At 42.1% G+C, this 20,181-nt stretch carries 19 protein-coding genes and 1 other annotated feature; of the genes, 15 read left to right on the top strand and 4 right to left on the bottom strand.

The features are described from left to right. Positions 1–11 precede the first annotated feature (11 nt). A complete protein-coding gene (locus ACSLGF_RS07605) occupies positions 12–587 on the bottom strand; it encodes a DUF4352 domain-containing protein (RefSeq protein WP_456004006.1) in 576 nt (191 codons plus the stop codon). 336 nt (positions 588–923) lie between these two features. After that, positions 924–1,055, top strand: a sequence feature (ribosomal protein L20 leader region). 71 nt (positions 1,056–1,126) lie between these two features. Between ACSLGF_RS07605 and infC the strand changes: the two genes are divergently transcribed. From infC to ACSLGF_RS07585, 4 genes are all read left to right on the top strand, one after another. Then, complete coding sequence (infC, locus tag ACSLGF_RS07600) at positions 1,127–1,642, top strand: translation initiation factor IF-3 (protein ID WP_034320896.1); 516 nt, start codon at positions 1,127–1,129, stop codon at positions 1,640–1,642. Between the two features lie 24 nt (positions 1,643–1,666). After that, entirely contained in the window at positions 1,667–1,867 is a 201-nt protein-coding gene (gene rpmI, locus ACSLGF_RS07595; RefSeq protein WP_003216324.1) for a 50S ribosomal protein L35, read from the top strand. A 31-nt stretch (positions 1,868–1,898) separates the two neighbouring features. After that, positions 1,899–2,258 carry a 50S ribosomal protein L20 gene (gene rplT / locus ACSLGF_RS07590; protein ID WP_007501659.1) on the top strand — a complete coding sequence of 120 codons (360 nt, stop codon included), beginning with the start codon at positions 1,899–1,901 and terminating at the stop codon, positions 2,256–2,258. Between the two features lie 63 nt (positions 2,259–2,321). Beyond that, a complete protein-coding gene (locus tag ACSLGF_RS07585; RefSeq protein ID WP_249704969.1) occupies positions 2,322–2,588 on the top strand; it encodes a DUF1294 domain-containing protein in 267 nt (88 codons plus the stop codon). A 23-nt stretch (positions 2,589–2,611) separates the two neighbouring features. Here ACSLGF_RS07585 and ACSLGF_RS07580 read toward each other — a convergent pair whose 3' ends face one another. Continuing rightward, the gene (locus ACSLGF_RS07580; protein WP_456004004.1) at positions 2,612–3,016 is read right to left on the bottom strand and encodes a sigma-w pathway protein ysdB; all 405 of its coding nucleotides are present in this window, start codon (positions 3,014–3,016) and stop codon (positions 2,612–2,614) included. Between the two features lie 178 nt (positions 3,017–3,194). On the opposite strand from ACSLGF_RS07580, the gene ACSLGF_RS07575 reads away from it, so the two are divergent. Beyond that, the gene (locus ACSLGF_RS07575; protein ID WP_456004002.1) at positions 3,195–4,283 is read left to right on the top strand and encodes a M42 family metallopeptidase; all 1,089 of its coding nucleotides are present in this window, start codon (positions 3,195–3,197) and stop codon (positions 4,281–4,283) included. A 352-nt stretch (positions 4,284–4,635) separates the two neighbouring features. After that, positions 4,636–6,432, top strand: coding sequence for a carbon starvation protein CstA (cstA, locus tag ACSLGF_RS07570; protein ID WP_456004000.1), 1,797 nt, complete (start codon positions 4,636–4,638; stop codon positions 6,430–6,432). A 47-nt stretch (positions 6,433–6,479) separates the two neighbouring features. On the opposite strand, the gene sspI is transcribed toward cstA, so the two are convergent. Next, on the bottom strand, positions 6,480–6,701 hold the full coding sequence (sspI, locus tag ACSLGF_RS07565; RefSeq protein ID WP_024425725.1) for a small acid-soluble spore protein SspI: 222 nt from the start codon (positions 6,699–6,701) through the stop codon (positions 6,480–6,482). A 113-nt stretch (positions 6,702–6,814) separates the two neighbouring features. Between sspI and ACSLGF_RS07560 the strand changes: the two genes are divergently transcribed. The 3 genes from ACSLGF_RS07560 (at position 6,815) to pheT (ending at position 11,399) form a co-directional block, all read left to right on the top strand. Beyond that, positions 6,815–7,558: a TrmH family RNA methyltransferase gene (locus ACSLGF_RS07560; protein WP_456003998.1), complete on the top strand. Its 744-nt coding sequence runs from the start codon at positions 6,815–6,817 to the stop codon at positions 7,556–7,558. A 376-nt stretch (positions 7,559–7,934) separates the two neighbouring features. Continuing rightward, positions 7,935–8,969: a phenylalanine--tRNA ligase subunit alpha gene (gene pheS, locus ACSLGF_RS07555; RefSeq protein ID WP_456003996.1), complete on the top strand. Its 1,035-nt coding sequence runs from the start codon at positions 7,935–7,937 to the stop codon at positions 8,967–8,969. 15 nt (positions 8,970–8,984) lie between these two features. Beyond that, positions 8,985–11,399 (top strand): phenylalanine--tRNA ligase subunit beta, encoded by a 2,415-nt coding sequence (gene pheT / locus ACSLGF_RS07550; RefSeq protein ID WP_456003994.1) that lies wholly within the window; start codon positions 8,985–8,987, stop codon positions 11,397–11,399. Between the two features lie 56 nt (positions 11,400–11,455). Here the strand turns inward: pheT and rnhC are convergent, their stop codons facing one another. Further along, positions 11,456–12,379 (bottom strand): ribonuclease HIII, encoded by a 924-nt coding sequence (gene rnhC, locus ACSLGF_RS07545; protein ID WP_456003992.1) that lies wholly within the window; start codon positions 12,377–12,379, stop codon positions 11,456–11,458. A gap of 134 nt (positions 12,380–12,513) precedes the next feature. Between rnhC and zapA the strand changes: the two genes are divergently transcribed. From zapA to ACSLGF_RS07515, 6 genes are all read left to right on the top strand, one after another. Then, positions 12,514–12,771: a cell division protein ZapA gene (zapA, locus tag ACSLGF_RS07540; protein ID WP_034320877.1), complete on the top strand. Its 258-nt coding sequence runs from the start codon at positions 12,514–12,516 to the stop codon at positions 12,769–12,771. A 7-nt stretch (positions 12,772–12,778) separates the two neighbouring features. Beyond that, positions 12,779–13,312 (top strand): CvpA family protein, encoded by a 534-nt coding sequence (locus tag ACSLGF_RS07535; RefSeq protein ID WP_456003990.1) that lies wholly within the window; start codon positions 12,779–12,781, stop codon positions 13,310–13,312. A 114-nt stretch (positions 13,313–13,426) separates the two neighbouring features. Further along, positions 13,427–15,139, top strand: a complete 1,713-nt coding sequence (polX, locus tag ACSLGF_RS07530) for a DNA polymerase/3'-5' exonuclease PolX (protein WP_456003988.1) — start codon at positions 13,427–13,429, stop codon at positions 15,137–15,139. A 21-nt stretch (positions 15,140–15,160) separates the two neighbouring features. Further along, a complete protein-coding gene (locus ACSLGF_RS07525) occupies positions 15,161–17,518 on the top strand; it encodes an endonuclease MutS2 (RefSeq protein WP_456004120.1) in 2,358 nt (785 codons plus the stop codon). A 12-nt stretch (positions 17,519–17,530) separates the two neighbouring features. Next, positions 17,531–17,935 (top strand): DUF350 domain-containing protein, encoded by a 405-nt coding sequence (locus ACSLGF_RS07520; protein WP_456003986.1) that lies wholly within the window; start codon positions 17,531–17,533, stop codon positions 17,933–17,935. Positions 17,936–18,310: 375 nt separating this feature from the next. After that, a complete protein-coding gene (locus ACSLGF_RS07515) occupies positions 18,311–20,029 on the top strand; it encodes an AMP-binding protein (protein ID WP_456003984.1) in 1,719 nt (572 codons plus the stop codon). Positions 20,030–20,181 lie beyond the last annotated feature (152 nt).

Genomic DNA, 20,181 nt, shown 5'->3' with positions numbered 1-20,181 from the left:
GCACTCTTACATTATTTTGATAAATCAATTGTCTTATACTTACCGCCAGTCCATCCTAGACCTGATGAGACTTGAAGAGAGAATTTCTTTTCATTTGGAACTTCGAAAGCGATTTTACCTTTTTTAGATAATTTAGGATTTATTTGTTTTAAGAAGAAACTGGATTGGGTATCATTGACATACATATTATTTGTTGCGAGTGATTTGTATTCTGTGCCGTCTTTGCCAATTAACCTAAACATCTCAGTATCTGCCATTCTACCTTTTTTACCTGTATTTGTGACCGTTACTTCAACAATCATAAATTTGCCGTCTGTCGTTACATCGCTCATATACTGTTTTTGCAAAGATTTCGCTTCTGTTACGCTATTTACTTGATAAGTAAAGTCTTCGACTGCTACTTTATCTCCAATTTTATGTGTTTTTTCTTTATTATTTTTCTTTTCACTGCTTGTTGCTGTATTTTTGGAACCAGTATTGGATGTATTATCTTTGTTGCTGCCGCCCCCAGCCATACAAGATACAAAGATAATAATCAAAATGAGAATAATGATACTAAGACACCCAACCTTAAAAAATTTTTTCAAATAAATCCCCTACTTTTCCTTGTTTTATTAAATGAATTAGAATACCTTCCAATGATAAGTCTAAAGGATTATAAAATCAATAATTTTTTGAAAAAATAGATATAATATCCTTTTTTATACGGGGGATGATTTTATTTTTTGATTCATTTGGCTTATACAACTTGATTTATATCGGTTTGTTACTGAAATATTAAAGTACTTGAAGAGACTTTATTTCTTTTTAAATAATTCTTGCCCAATTCGTTTCATCATGCTAAAATGAAAAAGTTGTTTCAAGAGTTCGGTTACTTGACGGACAAATGAAAATTGTGTAGAATAGTTAACGAATTGAATAGATATCACAAGCAGAAGCACCCGCTTCTCACCTGATTGACACATGTTTGTAGTTGACAGGTTGACCGTACATTTATTTTTTCATGCAAATGTTCGTAGTGTGGGTGTTTTATATGCCCACACTTTTTGTTTGCCTGTAAAACATACAACGAAATGGTCAAAATGAATTGTGAACTCAATTCAAAATCTCATGGAGGTGGCTCACTATTAGCAAAGATCAATTAGTTAATGAAGGTATTCGTGCGCGTGAAGTTCGTTTAATCGGACAAAATGGCGATCAGCTTGGGATTAAATCCCGACAGGAAGCTCTGGAGATAGCTGCTAAAGCCAATCTTGACCTTGTGTTAGTTGCTGCAAATGCAAAACCACCTGTTTGCCGAATCATGGACTACGGTAAGTTCCGATTCGAACAGCAGAAGAAGGATAAAGAGGCACGTAAGAATCAAAAAATCATTAGCTTAAAAGAAGTTCGGTTGAGCCCGACAATCGATGAACATGATTTTAACACGAAGCTCCGTAATGCAATCAAATTCCTTGAAAAGGGAGATAAAGTGAAAGCTTCTATCCGCTTTAAAGGCCGTGCGATTACGCATAAAGAAATCGGACAGCGCGTGTTAGACCGTTTCTCTGAAGCTTGCGCTGAAGTAGCAACAGTAGAAACAAAACCTAAGATGGACGGACGCAGCATGTTCCTTATGCTTGCACCAAAAGTCGAAAAGTAAAGTAACAGAGGGAGGAAATATCCAATGCCAAAAATGAAAACTCACCGCGGATCTGCTAAACGTTTCAAAAAAACAGGTTCTGGTAAACTTAAACGTTCTCATGCGTATACAAGTCACTTGTTCGCTAACAAATCTACAAAGCAAAAACGTAAATTGCGTAAGAGCGCAATCGTAAGTGCTGGAGATTTCAAACGTATCAAACAACAACTTGCAAACATTAAGTAATTTGGAATAGGAATCATAGGAGGGAATTACAATGCCAAGAGTAAAAGGCGGAACTGTGTCGCGTCAGCGTCGTAAAAAGGTTCTTAAATTAGCAAAAGGTTATTTCGGTTCAAAACATAGATTATACAAAGTAGCAAACCAACAGGTCATGAAATCTGGAAACTACGCTTTCCGTGACCGTCGTCAGAAAAAACGTGACTTCCGTAAACTATGGATCACTCGTATCAATGCTGCAGCTCGTATGAACGGTCTTTCTTACAGCCGTTTAATGCATGGCTTAAAGCTTTCTGGTATCGAAGTAAACCGCAAAATGCTTGCTGACCTTGCTGTGAATGACCTAAACGCATTCAATCAGCTTGCTGATGCTGCAAAAGCACAACTAGACAAGTAAGTCATATAAAAGATCATTCCGTCGAGGGGTGATCTTTTTTTCTCATCATGTGAGGTGAAAAGAATGAACATCGGTCTGATCCTGCTGCTCATCTTGGTGAATGGCTATGGTTTTTTTCTTATGGGAGAGGATAAACGCCGCGCTAAAGCGCATAAATGGAGAATTTCAGAGGCACATTTATGGAGTGCTGCGGTACTTTTTGGCGCTGCTGGGTCATTTCTTGGGATGCAGTATTTCCGGCATAAAACAAAGCATACTGCCTTTCAAATTGGCATGCCTGCTTTAATTGTTTTGCAGTTGATCATATTAGGATATATCCATCTCATCTGAAACTGAAAAAGGAGCAGACGCCATCAGGACGGCGTGTTTGCTCCTTTTTTTTGTTTGATTTTTTTGATGGGCTGATCCCAATCAATTTTTGTTTGAGGATACCGTTCGATGATGTTTTCCTCAAGTTTTTCAAAGTCTTCTAATGTAAATTCATTTAGTTTCTCAGGAGACTCCGTCCAAACGTAAATGGAGTGGACAAACAGAGGATGATCCTTAGAAGGAATATGCTTTTCCCCTTCAAACAAGACACCTTTATAGACGAAATTAAAATTTTTGCGCGCATTTTGCTGTTCGTCCATAAAATAAAAGCCTTCTTTTAATTGCGCTTGTTTCAGCTTTCTTCTCGGATTTGAGAAGAATTTTACCGCCATGTAGAAAATGTAGACAAGCAGTGCAACAAGAGCGAGTCTAATGAGGATTACAAACATGACAGGATGCACCTCCAATACCGTTATCTGATGTACTACGAATGAGAAAGTCAAAAGGTTTCAACTTTTTTTAAAAAATATTTCGTAAAACGAAAAAATATTCATAAAAAGATCGTATTGAACGAAAGAGGTTTTGTATAATAAGAATGCACCATGAAGATAAAGGAGGATAAATGGAATGACAAAGCTAGATCAAACATTAACTATGCTGAAAGACCTAACGGATGCAAAAGGGATTCCAGGTAATGAACGTGATGTCAAAAAAGTCATGCAGACATACATAGAATCATATGCAGATGAAGTCTCGACAGACCGCCTTGGCAGCTTGATCGCTAAGAAGGAAGGAAACGCAAACGGCCCTAAAATCATGCTCGCTGGTCACTTAGATGAAGTAGGATTCATGGTGACAAAAATTGATGACAAAGGCTATATTCGTTTTCAAACGGTTGGCGGCTGGTGGTCGCAGGTCATGCTGGCGCAGCGTGTCACCATTGTGACGAAAAAAGGGGAGATCACAGGCGTGATTGGTTCTAAACCACCACATGTCTTATCGCCAGAAGCCCGTAAAAAATCAATTGAGATCACAGATATGTTTATTGATATTGGGGCTTCAAGCAAAGAACAGGCAATGGAGTGGGGTGTGCTGCCTGGAGATCAAATCGTTCCTTACTTTGAGTTTACGGTGATGAATGATGAAAAAATGCTCCTTGCAAAAGCATGGGACAACCGTATCGGCTGTGCAGTTGCGATTGATGTCATGAAGAATTTACATGATACTCAGCATGAAAATATCGCTTACAGTGTTGCGACTGTACAAGAGGAAGTAGGCTTACGCGGAGCCAAAACAGCAGCTGCTACGATCCAGCCTGATATTGGATTTGCCATTGATGTTGGTGTAGCAGGAGATACGCCTGGCATTACTGAAAAAGAAGCAACAAGCAAACTTGGTCAAGGACCAACGATCGTTGTTTTTGACGCTTCTATGGTATCTCATAAAGGGCTTCGCGATTTTGTTGTCCAGACAGCAGATGAATTGAACATTCCTTATCAATACGATTCAATGCCTGGCGGGGGGACAGATGCTGGCGGTATCCATTTAACGGGACATGGTGTTCCATCCCTATCAATCGGGATACCAAGTAGATATATTCATACCCATGCAGCGATGATTCACCGGGATGATTATGAAAATGCAGTGAAGCTTTTAACAGAAGTAATCAAAAGACTCGATCAAAAAACTGTCGAGCAGATTACGTACGGTTCTTAATAGGAAGGCCTTTCCTCAGCATTGGGGAAAGGCTTTTTTTGTTCCAGTGAATTTCCCAGGAAATGAACCTCGTTGTTCAAGTTGCGTCAAAAGAACTGTTTTTGACAAATGGAGAGGAAATTTTCTAGTGAATAAGGCACATGTGATCAAGCTTTTATTTTTGTAAGATGAAATCAATAAAAAGGACAGAGCTTAGAGACCGCTCTGCCAAAAGAGAGTTTATGGAAGTAGGTGAAGCTAACTTAAGAATAAGTTAATTATTCCTATTTGTCAACTTGGTTTTAAAAGAAAGAAAAATCAATCAATTTATGTTATATTTGTAACAAATTGTTTATACAAAGGGGATGGTTAAATGAATGCGGTTACAATTGTCATAGGATCTATGTGTATTTTAGCGATAGCGTATCGTCTTTATGGCACATTTATGATGGTCAAGGTATTAAAGGTCACAGATGATCATCCGACACCAGCTCATACACTAGAGGACGGAAAAGATTATGTGCCAACAAATAAATGGGTCACATTTGGACATCACTTTGCTGCGATTGCAGCTGCTGGCCCACTAGTTGGTCCAATTTTAGCCGCACAATTTGGATATTTACCTGGTCTCCTTTGGCTTTTAATCGGAGCGGTGATTGGCGGGGCTGTGCATGACCTTGTCGTGTTATTTGCTTCGATGCGAAAAAAGGGGAGATCACTATCAGAGGTAGCGAAAGAAGAGCTAGGACCTGTTGCAGGATTTTGTACAGGGCTTGCCATGCTATTTATCATAACGATCACAATGGCAGGACTGTCGATGGTTGTGCTTCATGCTTTAGAACGAAACCCTTGGGGGACATTTGCAGTCGGAATCACCATTCCAATTGCAATGGGGGTAGGTCTTTATTATAAAAAGACAGGCAATTTAAAGCTGGCCACATCTGCGGGATTTATGTTACTGATGTTTGGTGTATTCCTTGGACCAAATATTCAAGGAACGGCACTTGGTGATTTTTTAACACTTGATACAAAAACGCTGGCTCTCGCCTTGCCGATTTATGCATTCTTTGCAGCGGCTCTGCCAGTTTGGCTGCTATTGGCACCAAGAGACTACTTAAGTAGTTTTATGAAAATTGGTGTTTTCATCGCTCTGATTGCTGGGATCTTTGTGGTGAATCCGGCCATTCAATTTCCAGCGTTTACAGAGTTTGTGAATGGAGGAGGGCCTGTTTTAGCTGGTCCTGTCTGGCCATTTATTTCAATTACAATTGCTTGCGGCGCCATATCCGGTTTCCACGCATTTGTTGGCTCAGGAACAACGCCAAAGATGCTGGACCGCTGGAGTGATATGAAGCCTGTAGCGTTTGGTGCAATGCTAGTGGAATGCTTGGTTGGGATCATGGCGTTAATTGCCGCCACAGCTCTTCATCCAGGAGATTATTTTGCGATTAACAGTACACCAGAAGTGTTCCGAACGCTCGGTATGAGTGTCGAGAACCTTCCGCAGCTTAGTAAGGAAATTGGTCTTGATTTAGAGGGGAGAACGGGTGGAGCCGTTACATTAGCAGTGGGGATGGCGTATATCTTTACGGGGATTCCATTCTTTAGCCATTTGGCGTCTTATTTCTTCCAATTCGTCATTATGTTTGAAGCTGTCTTTATTTTAACAGCTATTGATGCTGGAACGCGTGTGGCACGATATTTGATTCAAGACTTCTTTGGAGAAGCATATAAACCGCTTAAACGAAATGACTGGGTACCTGGGTCTGTGTTTGCAAGTGCGCTTGCCTGTTTTATGTGGGGATACTTGCTTTACTCTGGGGACATCGGGTCCATTTGGGCGCTGTTTGGGGTTTCAAACCAATTAATGGCCTCGGTAGGCTTGATCATTGGTGCGACCGTTGTGTTAAAAATTGCGGATAAAAGGCGATATATGCTGACTTGTTTAATTCCGCTTGCTTACTTATATGTCACCGTGAATTATGCGGGCTATTGGATGGTAGCCAATGTATATCTCAATCCTGAAGCATCCGGCTACAGCGTGCTGAATGCGGTGCTATCGATCATCATGCTGATCTTGGGATTTGTGATTATTGTGTTTGCTATTAAAAAATGGGTCGAGATCTGGCGTGATCCAGCGCTTCGGATGGAGACACCTATCACTGGATAAACGAACAAAAGCCGGTTTGCTGTCATACATAAGCAAACCGGCTTCTTTTATTGCTGCTGCTGAGGCTTTAAGCCTTGCTCCAATGTTTCAAGGATTTCATTTTTTTCGTTTTCTGATGCCTCTTGCCATAACACCTCGAACAAAACACCAAGGCCTGGTAGCATTTTTTCCTCGCCGCTTTGAATCGCATCTAAAATCGTATGTTCAAGCTGCTCTTGATTATGGCCAGTGATGTTTTGAATGACTGCGCCTCTTAAATTAAAATCCATTGCCCACACTCCTTTTTTGATGGTAATAGTCCTATTCTGTCTCAAAGACAGGTTTATTATGTAGTGTGCATGAGATATAATAAATTCATGATATTTAAAGGAGTTAAAGTCGCTTGAAATATATAGAATCAGCTAAAAACGCAAGCATTAAACAATGGAAAAAGCTGCATACAAAAAAAGAACGAACGAAAACGGGGCTATTTCTCGTTGAAGGAAAACATTTAGTAGAAGAAGCATTAAAGAGCGGGATTGTGATGGAGTTAATGGTCACATCGCCTGACATGCTTCCAGCTGGCATCGAGCCTGACATTGAGCTGTACGAACTAAGTGAAGAGGCTTTTTCTGCAATGACAGAAACCGAAACGCCTCAGCACATCGCAGCGGTTTGTACACTTCCTGTATTTGAAGAAAAGAAGTATGAGCGAATTCTTCTTTTAGATGCAGTGCAGGACCCGGGAAATTTGGGCACTCTGATCCGGACAGCAGATGCTGCTGGTCTTGATGCTGTGATCTTAGGGGATGGAACCGTCGATGCTTTTAACGGAAAAACGCTCCGTTCAGCTCAAGGCTCTCATTTCCATCTGCCCATCTTAAAGCAAACACTTCAACAGGCGATTCCAGCATTCAAAGAGCAGGGCATACCAGTGTACGGAAGTGCCTTAAAGGATGCGAAAGAGTATAGAAACATAGCGGCAGAAGGCCCGTTTGCGTTAATTGTTGGCAACGAGGGAGCAGGCATTGATCCAGAGATCCTTCAAATGACAGATCAGAATTTATATGTTCCGATGTATGGGCAAGCAGAATCATTAAATGTGGCTGTTGCAGCAGCGGTTCTTGTCTATCATTTGCGCGGATAGTGTTGCATCATGCACTGAATTTCACTATAATGAAACTAATATTTTAAAAACCATGATAGAGGAAGATTGTTTCAAGGAGCGGCCTTATAGGGAGAATGCATCGTAGACTGAAAGTGCATTTAAGGAATGCTGAAACAGGAATTCACCTCTGGAGTTGTCACCGGGACCGCAAGCTTTGCGTAAAGGTGAACCGGATTCGTTTGATTCCGTTATGTCAATGAAGCTTATTCGCACATGTATTTGTGCTTAACAAGGGTGGTACCGCGACCACAACTCGTCCCTTCTTTTTTGGAGGGGCGGGTTTTTTTATTGTCTTCAAACGATCAAACAGCCGTTTATCCAGGCGGTTTTGTATATCAAAAGGAGGATTACACTCATGCAAGAAACGTTAAAACAGCTTGAAACAGAGGCGATAGCGAAGGTAGAAGCAGCTAGCTCGCTCAAAGAGGTCAACGACATTCGTGTTCAATATTTAGGGAAAAAAGGGCCGATTACAGAAGTCCTTCGCGGAATGGGCAAACTCTCCGCCGAAGAAAGACCAAAAATGGGCGCGCTCGCAAACGAAGTGAGAGAGCAGATTGCTAGTGCCATTGCAGAAAAAAATGAACAGCTGGAAGCAGAAGAAGTGAAGAAGAAACTGGCTTCTCAAACCATTGATGTCACATTGCCTGCAAGTCCCATCAAAATGGGGGCAAGGCACCCATTAACGATTGTTGTAGAAGATATTGAAGATTTATTTATTGGAATGGGCTATACCGTCGAGGAAGGTCCTGAGGTGGAAACAGATTACTATAACTTTGAAGCGTTGAATCTTCCGAAGGAGCATCCGGCACGTGATATGCAGGACAGCTTCTATATTACCGAAGATACACTGATGAGAACGCAAACGTCACCAGTTCAAGCGCGTACACTTGAGAAATATAAAGGTCAGGGCCCCGTGAAGATCATCTGCCCTGGTAAGGTATATAGACGTGACAGCGATGACGCAACCCATTCACATCAATTCATGCAGATTGAAGGACTTGTGGTAGATCACCATATTAGCATGAGTGATTTAAAAGGAACGCTAGAGACGGTCGCAAGAAAAATGTTTGGTGAAGATCGTGAAATTAGACTGCGTCCAAGCTTTTTCCCATTCACAGAACCATCAGTAGAAGTAGATGTGTCTTGCTTTAAATGCGGCGGGAAAGGCTGTTCTGTATGTAAAGGAACAGGCTGGATTGAGATTTTAGGTGCAGGGATGGTTCACCCAAATGTACTGAAAATGAGCGGATTTGATCCAGATACTTACCAAGGCTTTGCTTTTGGAATGGGCGTTGAACGTATTGCGATGCTGAAATACGGTATTGATGATATTCGCCATTTTTACACAAACGATATTAGATTCACAAAGCAATTCAAGCAGGACTAAGAGGAGGAACTCAACATGTTTGTTTCATATAAATGGTTAGAAGACTATGTCGATTTAGAAGGCATTCAGCCGGATGAATTAGCAGAAAAAATCACAAGAAGCGGTATTGAAGTGGAAGCCGTTGAGTATAAAGGTGAAGGCATCAAAGGTGTTGTCGTTGGACATGTCATTGAGCGTGAACAGCACCCGAATGCGGATAAATTAAACAAATGTCTTGTTGATATCGGCGAAGGCGCACCTGTGCAAATTATATGCGGAGCTCCAAATGTGGATAAAGGACAGCATGTCGCAGTCGCAACTGTTGGAGCAGTCCTTCCAGGGAACTTTAAAATTAAAAAAGCAAAACTGCGCGGCGAAGAGTCTCATGGCATGATTTGTTCTCTGCAAGAATTAGGAGTAGAGAGTAAACTCGTACCAAAGGAATATGCAGAAGGTATCTTTGTCTTCCCGAATGATGTAAAACCAGGAGATGATGCACTTCAGGCACTTCAATTAGATGATGCGGTACTAGAGCTCGGCTTAACACCAAACCGTGCCGATGCCCTCAATATGCTAGGTGTGGCTTATGAAGTTGCAGCCATTTTAGGAAGAGAAGTCAAACTTCCTGATACAACACATGAATCTTCTTCGGAGAAAACAGCAGACTACATTTCAGTCAAAATTGAGGATCAAGAAGCGAACCCTCTTTACGCAGCGAAGATCATTAAAGGTGTAAAAGTTGGACCTGCACCGCTTTGGATGCAAACAAGATTGATGAATGCAGGCATCCGCCCAATCAACAACGTCGTGGATATTACGAATTTTGTGCTGCTTGAATACGGTCAGCCGCTTCATGCATTTGATTATGACCGCTTTGGTTCAAAGCAGGTGGTCGTACGGAAAGCGGCTGAAAACGAAATGATTCAAACACTGGATGATCAAGAACGCACATTGTCATCAAAGCATCTTGTCATTACAAATGGTACGAAAGCGCACGCTGTAGCAGGAGTCATGGGCGGCCTTGAATCAGAGGTGCGTGATGAAACGGCTACGATTCTTTTAGAAGCGGCATATTTTAACGGTCAAACAGTCCGTCAAGCATCTAGAGACTTAGGGCTTCGCAGCGAATCAAGCACACGATTTGAAAAAGGACTCGATCCACAGCGTGTGAAACCGGCAGCAGAAAGAGCAGCGCAATTGATCAGCGTTTATGCAGGCGGTGAAGTGCTAAGCGGCACTGTTGAGGAAAATCACCTTGAATCAAGTATGAATGTCATCCATGTATCAACTGAGCGTGTAAACAAAGTACTCGGAATGAGCATTTCAAAAGAAGATATGATTCATATTTTCAATAAACTGGGCTTTACAGTGGGCGAATCAAATGACGTTCTCGTCGTGACGGTTCCTTCTCGCAGAATGGATATTACGATTGAAGAAGACCTCATTGAAGAAGTAGCGAGATTATACGGCTACGATAATATTCCGTCTACACTGCCTGCGACAGCTGGTACAGTTGGCGGTCTCACGCCATACCAAGTGAAGCGTAGAAAGGTGAGACGTTTCTTAGAGGGAGCAGGGCTATCTCAAGCGATCACATATTCATTGACGAATCAGCATAAGTCCACAGCCTTTGCGCTGCATCCTGCTTATGAAACGAGACTTTCACTGCCAATGAGTGAGGAACGCAGTGTGCTAAGACAAAGTCTGTTGCCAAACTTACTTGATTCTGTTGCGTATAACTTGGCAAGACAGTCTGATTCAGTTGGATTTTATGAAACGGGTTCTGTTTTCTTAGCAGAAGCTGAAGGTGCAAAACCGGTGGAGAAAGAGCATGTGGCTGGCGCAGTGACAGGCCTATGGCATAAAAATCTTTGGCAGGGCGAGAAAAAAGCCGTTGATTTTTATGTAGCGAAGGGAATTGCAGAAGGTCTGTTTGGAAAGCTTGGTGTATCAGAGCAAATCACATATGTTCAAGCAGAGCGTGAGGGTCTTCACCCAGGACGTACAGCAGATGTTCACTTAAATGGAAAAGTGATTGGCTTTGTTGCCGCACTTCATCCGGTTGTCGAAAAGGAATTAGATCTAAAAGAAACATATGTATTCGAATTTGATTTAACAGATGTGATGACGTCTGAAACAGAGGATATGAAATATACAGCGATTCCGAGATTCCCTGCTGTGACAAGAGATATTGCGCTTGTCGTAGATCAGCATATTTCAAGCGGACAGCTGGAGCGAGTCATCTATGAAGCAGGCGGCCGTTTACTGACAGACCTATCCGTCTTTGACGTGTATGAGGGGGAGCATATGGAAGAAGGCAAGAAATCTGTTGCGTTCTCTCTGCAATATTTAAACCCGGAACAAACATTGACAGAGGAAGAAGTCACGGCTGTTCATACAAATGTATTGAAAGCATTAGAAGATACGTATCAAGCCTTCTTGCGCGGATAAAGAAAAGAGCTATGGCCTCATGGAGACTGACCCCATGGGCTATAGCTCTTTTTTGATTATAACCATTTTTTCGCTTTCTGGGTGTTGGCAAAATGCAGCTTTGTAAATTGGCGTAAAGCGTCTTCGCCGTGCTGCTTGATGAGCTTTGCAGCCGCCTTGTCAACATGAGAACCGGCTCCTTTTGGAATGTCAAAGCCCGCTGCTTTTGATAATTTGTCCATCTCGATTAAAAAAGCATACCTTGCGATAATGGAAGCCGCAGCAACTGACAAATGGATGCCTTCCGCTTTTGTACTAAAGTACGTACGCTCTCTGATGATCTTTTTTCCTGCAAGGTGCTTGAAATAAATACCGGGTTCTGCAAATTGGTCAATGAGAATAGCTTCTGGCTTTTTCCCATCCAGTTTCTCTAGCACAGAGGTGATCACTTGATTATGAAGAAGTGCCTTCATTTTCCCTTGGCTCATGCCCTTTTCCTGCATCGTATTGTACTTTTCATTACGGAGAACGAGAAGGCTGAACGGAATGGTTTTGATAAGATCTTTGGCAATGTTGATAATCTGCGGATCCTTTAGTCCTTTTGAGTCTTTAACGCCAAGCTCTTTCAACAGAGCAAGCTGGCTGGAATCAACGTAGGCCGCACAGACCGTAATCGGTCCAAAATAATCACCTGTACCTACCTCATCTGAACCGATAACCGACATGGAAGCAATGCCAGACGGCGGGCTGTATTTTGTGACAGCAGGTGCTTTTTTACTTTTCGTATCAGCTGCTTTTATATGGCTGAACTGACTTGCTTCAGCTTCTGCCTTTTGTCCTTGGAACAGCACTTTTCCGGATTGATATGCTGTAATCGTACAGCCAGGAACCTTTGCTTGAAAAAGAGCGCCTGGCGGCAAAGTGTCAGTTAAATGTTGAGCATACAAGCTCTTCATCTTCTTAATGTCTTCTGATGTTGCTTTTAAGACGGATTGGGGCACAGTGGATAACTCCTTTTCACCTTGATATCATTGATTTCTAAAGTGTACCATAACAGGGAAGGGCTCGTCTTTCCATTCAATGTCTAAACATGTTATGATAGAGACTAGGATTCTCGTGGAATGGAGGAGAAACGTTGTCTGACGGCGGTAAAACGAAAACAACAGTTGAGATTTACGGACAGTCCTATACGATCATCGGTCAAGAAACAAAGATGCATATGCGACATGTTGCTTCAATTGTTGATGATAAAATGAGAGAAATAAATGAAAAAAACCCATACCTTGATATAAACAGATTAGCTGTACTGACAGCAGTCAATGTCGTCCACGACTACTTGAAATTAAAAGAGCAATACGAAAAACTAGAGGTTCAGCTTAAAGAAAAGGAATGAAATTACCGTGATCGATATCATCATTTTGTTTTTGCTTCTTATGGGAACGCTTGTCGGTCTAAAACGCGGGTTTATTCTTCAATTTATTAAATTGATTAGCTTTGTTGTTTCTATTTTAGTGGCTTCCATGTTGTATCAGTCACTTGCACCACAGCTTACGTGGATTCCAGCACCTAATTTTAGCGGTGGTCAAGCGGAGCTCGCTTTCTTTAGTGGGAATCTAGAAACAGCTTATTATAATACCATTGCGTTTATCATTCTGTTTATTTTGACCAAAATCCTGCTCGCCATTATTGGCGGATTGCTCACAACCATTGCAAGTATACCTGTGATTAAACAGGTTAACAAACTGCTTGGCGGTGTTTTAGGATTTCTCGAAACATATCTATTTGTGTTTATTCTATTGTTTGTCGCTGCATTGCTTCCAGTGGATGCGCTGCAAACAATGATGAGCAAATCAATATTAGCAGATGTGATCGTAGGCAACACCCCTTATCTGTCCAGTCTTGTCAAAGACTTATGGACGACGTATGGAGTTTAAAAACTTCTCCTTTCTTGGAGAAGTTTTTTCTCATTCCATGACAGAAAGTTGTAGGATGAAGGAAAAGTTTGTATATTGATAAAGGAAGATGCCAAAGCGGCTGGAGGATGAGAGATGAATAAAAAAGATATTATCAAACTTCTTGAAACAATCGCAGTATATATGGAGCTAAAAGGAGATAATCCTTTTAAAATATCTGCCTTTCGTAAAGCAGCAGCGGCGCTTGAACAAGATGACCGCAGCCTTTCTCAAATAGATGATCTATTAGCATTACCCGGCATTGGGAAAGGAACCTTTGCTGTCATCACAGAGTATATCGAAAAAGGACAATCAGAAACTCTCGAACAATTAAAAAAAGAAGTGCCTGAAGGACTTGTCCCGCTCTTGAAATTGCCAGGATTAGGCGGGAAGAAGATCGCTAAGCTTTACCAAGAACTTGGTGTAAGCGATGCACAGTCTTTAAAAGAAGCGTGTGAAGCTGAGAAAGTTCAAGCGCTCGCTGGCTTCGGCAAAAAAACAGAGGGAAAAATTCTTACAGCCCTTGAGGAAGCGGGAAAGCAGCCTGAACGACTGCCAATTGGCTTTGCATTAGATGTCGCAGAGCGAATTGACCATGCGCTGGAACATATGGAGGGAATCATCCGTTTTTCAAGAGCGGGCAGTTTAAGGCGTGCACGTGAAACGGTCAAAGATTTAGATTATATCATTGCAACAGATCACCCAGAACAGGTCAGAGAGCAGCTCGTTGCACTTGATGATGTAAAAGACATCATTGCAAGTGGTGATACGAAGGTATCTGTGATTCTTACGCTTGATTTTGAGATCAGTGTGGACTTCCGTCTTGTGACAACAGAGCAATTTGCTACAACGCTGCATCATTTCACTGGCTCAAAAGATCATAATATTAGAATGCGGCAGCTTGCGAAGGAACGCGGAGAGCGTATTAGCGAATATGGTGTTGAAACGATTGAAACAGGCGAAGTGAAAACATTCGAAGACGAAAGCGCTTTTTACGCCCATTTTCAACTTCCGCTCATTCCGCCAGAAATTCGTGAAACCGGAGCAGAGATTGATACGTATAAAGAAAGTATGCAATTTGTAGAATTGAAAGATATCAAAGGCGACCTTCATATGCACTCGACATGGAGTGACGGAGCATTCTCTATTCGTGAAATGGCAGAGGCGTGTATCGCTAAAGGCTACGAATACATGGCCATCACGGATCACTCGCAATACTTAAAAGTCGCAAACGGTTTAACAAAAGAACGGCTGCGTCTGCAAGCAAAAGAAATTGACAAGCTCAACCAGGAATTCGAGCATTTTCACATTTTCAAAGGGGTCGAGATGGATATTTTGCCGGATGGATCGTTAGATTATGATGATGACTTTTTAGCAGACATGGATTTTGTGATTGCCTCTATCCATTCTAGCTTTTCTCAGCCGGAGGAAGTCATTATGAAGCGCCTTGAAAATGCCCTGCAAAATCAGCATGTGGATTTAATTGCACATCCAACAGGACGTTTGATCGAGAGACGCGACGGCTATGCCTTAAATATTGATCAGCTCATAGAGCTTGCGAAGAAAACGGGCACTGCACTAGAACTCAACAGCAACCCGTCAAGACTTGATTTGAAAACAGAGCATTTAATGAAAGCAAACGAAGCGGGTGTGAACATCATGATCAATACAGATGCACACAACATCGCCATGCTGGATCATATGGAAGTCGGTATAACAGCTGCAAGAAAGGGCTGGACACCAAAAGCAAATGTCGTGAACACATTTTCTCTTAAAGAGATGAAAAAGTTTTTAACGCGTGACAGGTAGTCGTTAGGAGGCTGTACAATGCTGCAACAAAAAGTGTTAGCATCATTAGAATTTCATAAAGTAAAAGAAAAAGTCATGTCCTATACCGCATCCACTTTAGGAAAAGAAAGAGCGCAGGATTTAACGCCACTCACGGATATAGAAACCATTCAGCATTTGCTGGAAGAGGTAGCAGAAGCACAGGATGTAATCCGCTTAAAGGGATCTGCGCCGTTTGGCGGGCTAACGGATATTAGACGCGGGGTCAAACGGGCAGAGATCGGCAGTACATTAAGCCCATCTGAGCTCATGGAAATTGCAGCGCTATTATACACTGCGAAAAATATGAAGCACTTTCTCACGTCCATGTATGAAGATGGTGTAGACATACCGCGCCTTCATACATATGCAGAGACGCTGATTTTACTGCCTGAAGTCAGAAAAGAAATCGAAAGCTGTATCGGTGATAATGGAGAAGTGCTTGATCACGCAACTCCGGCGCTTCGAACAATACGTACGCAATTACGTTCATTAGAATCAAAAGTTCGAGATAAATTAGAATCCATGATTCGCTCACAATCTGCTTCGAAAATGCTGTCAGACACGATTGTCACCATTCGTAATGACCGGTTTGTGATTCCAGTAAAGCAGGAGTACCGCTCGAATTATGGTGGAATTGTTCACGATCAGTCTTCTTCCGGGGCAACACTTTTTATTGAGCCTCAAGTGGTCGTGGATTTAAATAACACCTTGCAGCAAACTCGTTTAAAAGAAAAACAAGAGGTCGAAAAGATCCTGCAAATGCTGACAGCGAGCGTGTCAGAACACATTGAGGAACTGCTTCACAATGTAAAGGAGCTTCAGACGCTAGATTTTATTTTTGCTAAAGCCAAATATGCAAAGGCAGAAAAAGCCACAAAACCTGCTGTGAACGATCAAGGGGAGATTTATTTAAAGCGGGCAAGACATCCTCTATTGCCTAGGGATCAGGTTGTGGCAAATGACATTGAGCTCGGCAAGGATTTTTCAACGATCGTGATCACTGGACCAAATACAGGTGGTAAGACAGTCACCTTAAAAACACTTGGGCTGCTGACACTCATGACGCAGGCGGGCCTTCACATTCCAGTTGAAGAAGGATCGGAAGTGGCTGTATTTGACCAGGTCTTTGCCGATATTGGAGACGAACAGTCCATTGAACAAAGCTTGAGTACGTTCTCATCACATATGGTCAATATTGTGGATATCTTAAAGCATTTAACCTCGAATTCACTTGTGTTATTTGATGAATTAGGGGCAGGCACAGACCCAGCTGAAGGTGCAGCACTTGCGATGAGCATATTAGATGAAGTTCATCAAACAAATGCACGCGTCATCGCAACGACTCATTATCCTGAGCTGAAGGCATATGGGTATAACCGAAAAGGTGTCACAAATGCGAGCGTCGAGTTTGATATTGAAACCTTATCACCAACGTACCGTTTGCTCATCGGTGTGCCGGGACGAAGTAATGCGTTTGAAATTTCCAAACGTCTTGGTTTGCCTGACCATCTGATTGACCGGGCAAAAGCGGACATGCATGCAGAGCATAATGAAGTAGACCAAATGATTGCTTCATTAGAAGACAGTAAGAAACAAGCGGAAGAAGAACTGCATGAGACAGAAGCCTATAGAAAAGAAGCAGAGAAGCTACATAAGGAACTGCAAAGACAAATTCTTGAATGGAATGAGCAAAGAGACAAGCTGCTTGAAGAGGCCGAACGAAAAGCGAAAGAAAAAATCGAACAAGCAGCCAAAGAAGCAGAAGACATCATTCAAGAGCTGCGGTCCATTAAAAGTGAGCATCGCTCGTTCAAAGAACATGAACTCATCGATGCGAGAAAGCGTCTTGAAGAAGCTGTCCCTGAGTTTGACCGGAAGAAAAAACCAGAGCCAGCGAAAAAAGCAGAAAGACAACTAAAACCAGGCGATGAAGTCAAAGTGCTCACATTCGGACAAAAAGGAACGCTGCTCGAACAAACGGGTAACAAAGAATGGAGTGTTCAAATGGGCATTCTGAAAATGAAAGTAAAAGAAAAAGACATGGAATTTATCAAATCAGCACCCGAATTTAAACAAGAGAAAGCCATTACGGCAGTCAAAGGGAAAGATTATCATGTATCGCTTGAGCTTGATTTAAGAGGAGAGCGTTATGAGAATGCCTTAAGCAGGGTCGAGAAATATTTAGATGATGCTGTATTAGCTGGCTATCCGCGCGTGTCGATTATTCATGGAAAAGGAACTGGCGCTCTAAGAAAAGGGGTCCAGGAATTATTAAAGCAGCACAGAAGTGTGAAAAATGCTCGTTTTGGCGAACAAGGCGAGGGAGGATCAGGTGTCACCATCGTCGAATTAAAGTAAAGGAGAAAACGCATGAAAGCCTTTTGGGAAAATGAACTTGTGGAAATCGCCGCCTATTACAGCGTGGCCGTCCTATGTCTTGTCTTATTTCTAACCATTTTTGAACTCGTGACCTCCTATAAAAACTGGGAAGAGATCCAGCGGGGGAACTTAGCGGTTGCCATGGCAACCGGCGGGAAGATCTTTGGGATTGCGAATGTGTTTCAGCATTCCATCACACAGCACAACTCCCTTCTTCAAATGGTTGGATGGGGCGTATACGGCTTTGTGATGCTGCTTGTCAGCTATTTCATTTTTGAATTTTTAACACCAAGATTTAAAGTAGATAAAGAGATTGAGAATGATAATAGAGCAGTTGGGTTTATTTCACTCATTATTTCAGTTGGGCTGTCTTACGTAGTAGCAGCCGGCATTTAAGGAGACGACATGGAAAAGCTAGCAAAAGTATTAATCATAGTTGCCTGCACTTTTGCGGTCATTGGCGCCGTTTACATGTTCCTGTGAAATGAAGAATACAATGTTAGAAAGCTGTCAGGGAACCCCTTGACAGCTTTTATCTCCTCAAAGGCCTAGTATCCATAAACAGATCGTGGAAAGAGTCAATGAGGCGTTCCGTGCGGTTGGGGGATTATATGAGAAGTGGCATCACGAAGGAAAAAGAGCATCTATAGAATCACAGGTGAAAAAATGAAGGTGTGCAATTGAACCAAGCTCTATTTGAAAAAAGGAAACTGCCCTAAGGAAAAGTTTGCTATAATAAAATAGTACGAAAGTTCAGGAAGGAGGGTTTTTATGCAGTCAGATAAACGATGGCTTCTGCATTACCCGAATCAAATTCCCCACGAACTCACCATCCCAAATGAAACGTTGCAATCTTACTTATTCAGCTCCGCAGAGGCAGCACCTGAGCATACAGCCATTCATTTTTCAGGAAAAAACATCACCTATGAACAGTTACAAGAAGAGGCACTCAAACTAGCCAATCACCTGATGAAAATTGGCGTAAAAAAAGGCGACCGAGTGGCTATTATGCTGCCAAACTGCCCTCAATCGGTCATTTCTTATTATGCTGTTTTGATAGCAGGCGGCATTGTTGTTCAAACGAACCCGCTTTATACAGAGAAAGAACTCGCGTATCAAATGGAGGACAGCGGCTCCAAAGTGCTGATCACACTCGATCTATTGTATCCAAAGGCCTATAAAATGAAAGCGCTGACAAGTGTGGAGCACTTAATTATCACCAAACTACAAGATTATTTGCCATTTCCGAAAAATATTCTGTTCCCCATTGTCCAAAGAAGAAAAAACAAAATGGTCATCCAAGTCGAGAAAAGTGATACCATTCATCACTTCTCGCAGGTGATGAAAGAATCTTCAGGAGAACAGATTCCACAGCGAGCCTTTCAACCGAAAGAGGATGTCGCTGTTTTGCAGTATACAGGCGGAACGACCGGTTTACCGAAAGGGGTCATGCTCACGCATGAAAATATATTAGCCAATACAGAAATGTGTGCATCCTGGATGTATAAAACGAATCGCGGAAAAGAACGGATCCTTGGCATCATTCCGTTTTTTCATGTGTACGGAATGACCACTGTGTTGAACCTTGCAGTCAAAGAAGGTCATCAAATGATTCTTCTTCCTCGTTTTGACGTGGCTGATACCCTCAAAACCATTGAAAAACAGAGGCCAACGTTGTTTCCAGGAGCACCAACGATGTATATCGCCCTGCTGCATCACCCGAATATTGAAACGTATGACCTGTCGTCCATTACGGCTTGTTTAAGCGGCTCTGCGCCTCTTCCTGTTGAAGTCAAACAAAGCTTTGAAAAATTAACAGGAGGACGTTTAGTGGAGGGATATGGTCTTTCAGAAACCTCACCAGTTACCCATGCCAACTTCTTATGGGGAGCGAACAAAACTGGCAGTATTGGCTGTCCTTGGCCCAATACAGATGCCGGCATTTATTGCGAGGAAACCGGAGGACTCAAAGAGCCATATGAGCATGGAGAAATCATTGTCAAAGGGCCTCAGATCATGAAGGGATACTGGAATCAGCCAGAGGAGACAGCGGCTGTGTTAAAGGACGGGTGGTTTTTCACCGGAGATATTGGATATATGGATGAAGACGGTTTCTTCTATATAGTAGATCGGAAAAAAGATGTCATCATCGCGAGCGGCTATAATATTTATCCAAGAGAGGTTGAAGAAGCCCTTTATGAGCATGAGCTTGTGCAAGAAGTAGTCGTTGCAGGTATTCCAGATCCGTACAGGGGAGAAACAGTGAAAGCATTTGTTGTCCCAAAAAAGGATGCCTATTTAACTGAGGATGAGCTCGATCGTTTTGTTCGAACGAGAATTGCTTCATTTAAAGTGCCGCGTGTCTATGAATTTAAAGAGTCACTGCCTAAAACGGCCGTAGGAAAAATCTTGCGCAGAGTGTTAATTGAAGAAGAAAAAAGAAAGCAATCATCTTCTTTTGAAGCGCCTGTTGACCAATTGAAAAAATAACCTGCATCATCCGGTCCAGCGGCCGGATGATTTGAATTGTGACTGTCTGCTCTAGTATGCTAAAGGTTGAAAAGAAAAAAGAAGAGCACTTGACAAATCACTCGTTTCTTTTTAACATGAAGTTATGAATGAATGCTCATTCAATTTAGAAA

It is taken from the genome of Bacillus sp. A015, assembly GCF_053851875.1.
The sequence above is the reverse complement of the archived record's forward strand: the minus strand, read 5'-3'. Positions and strand labels throughout refer to the sequence as shown.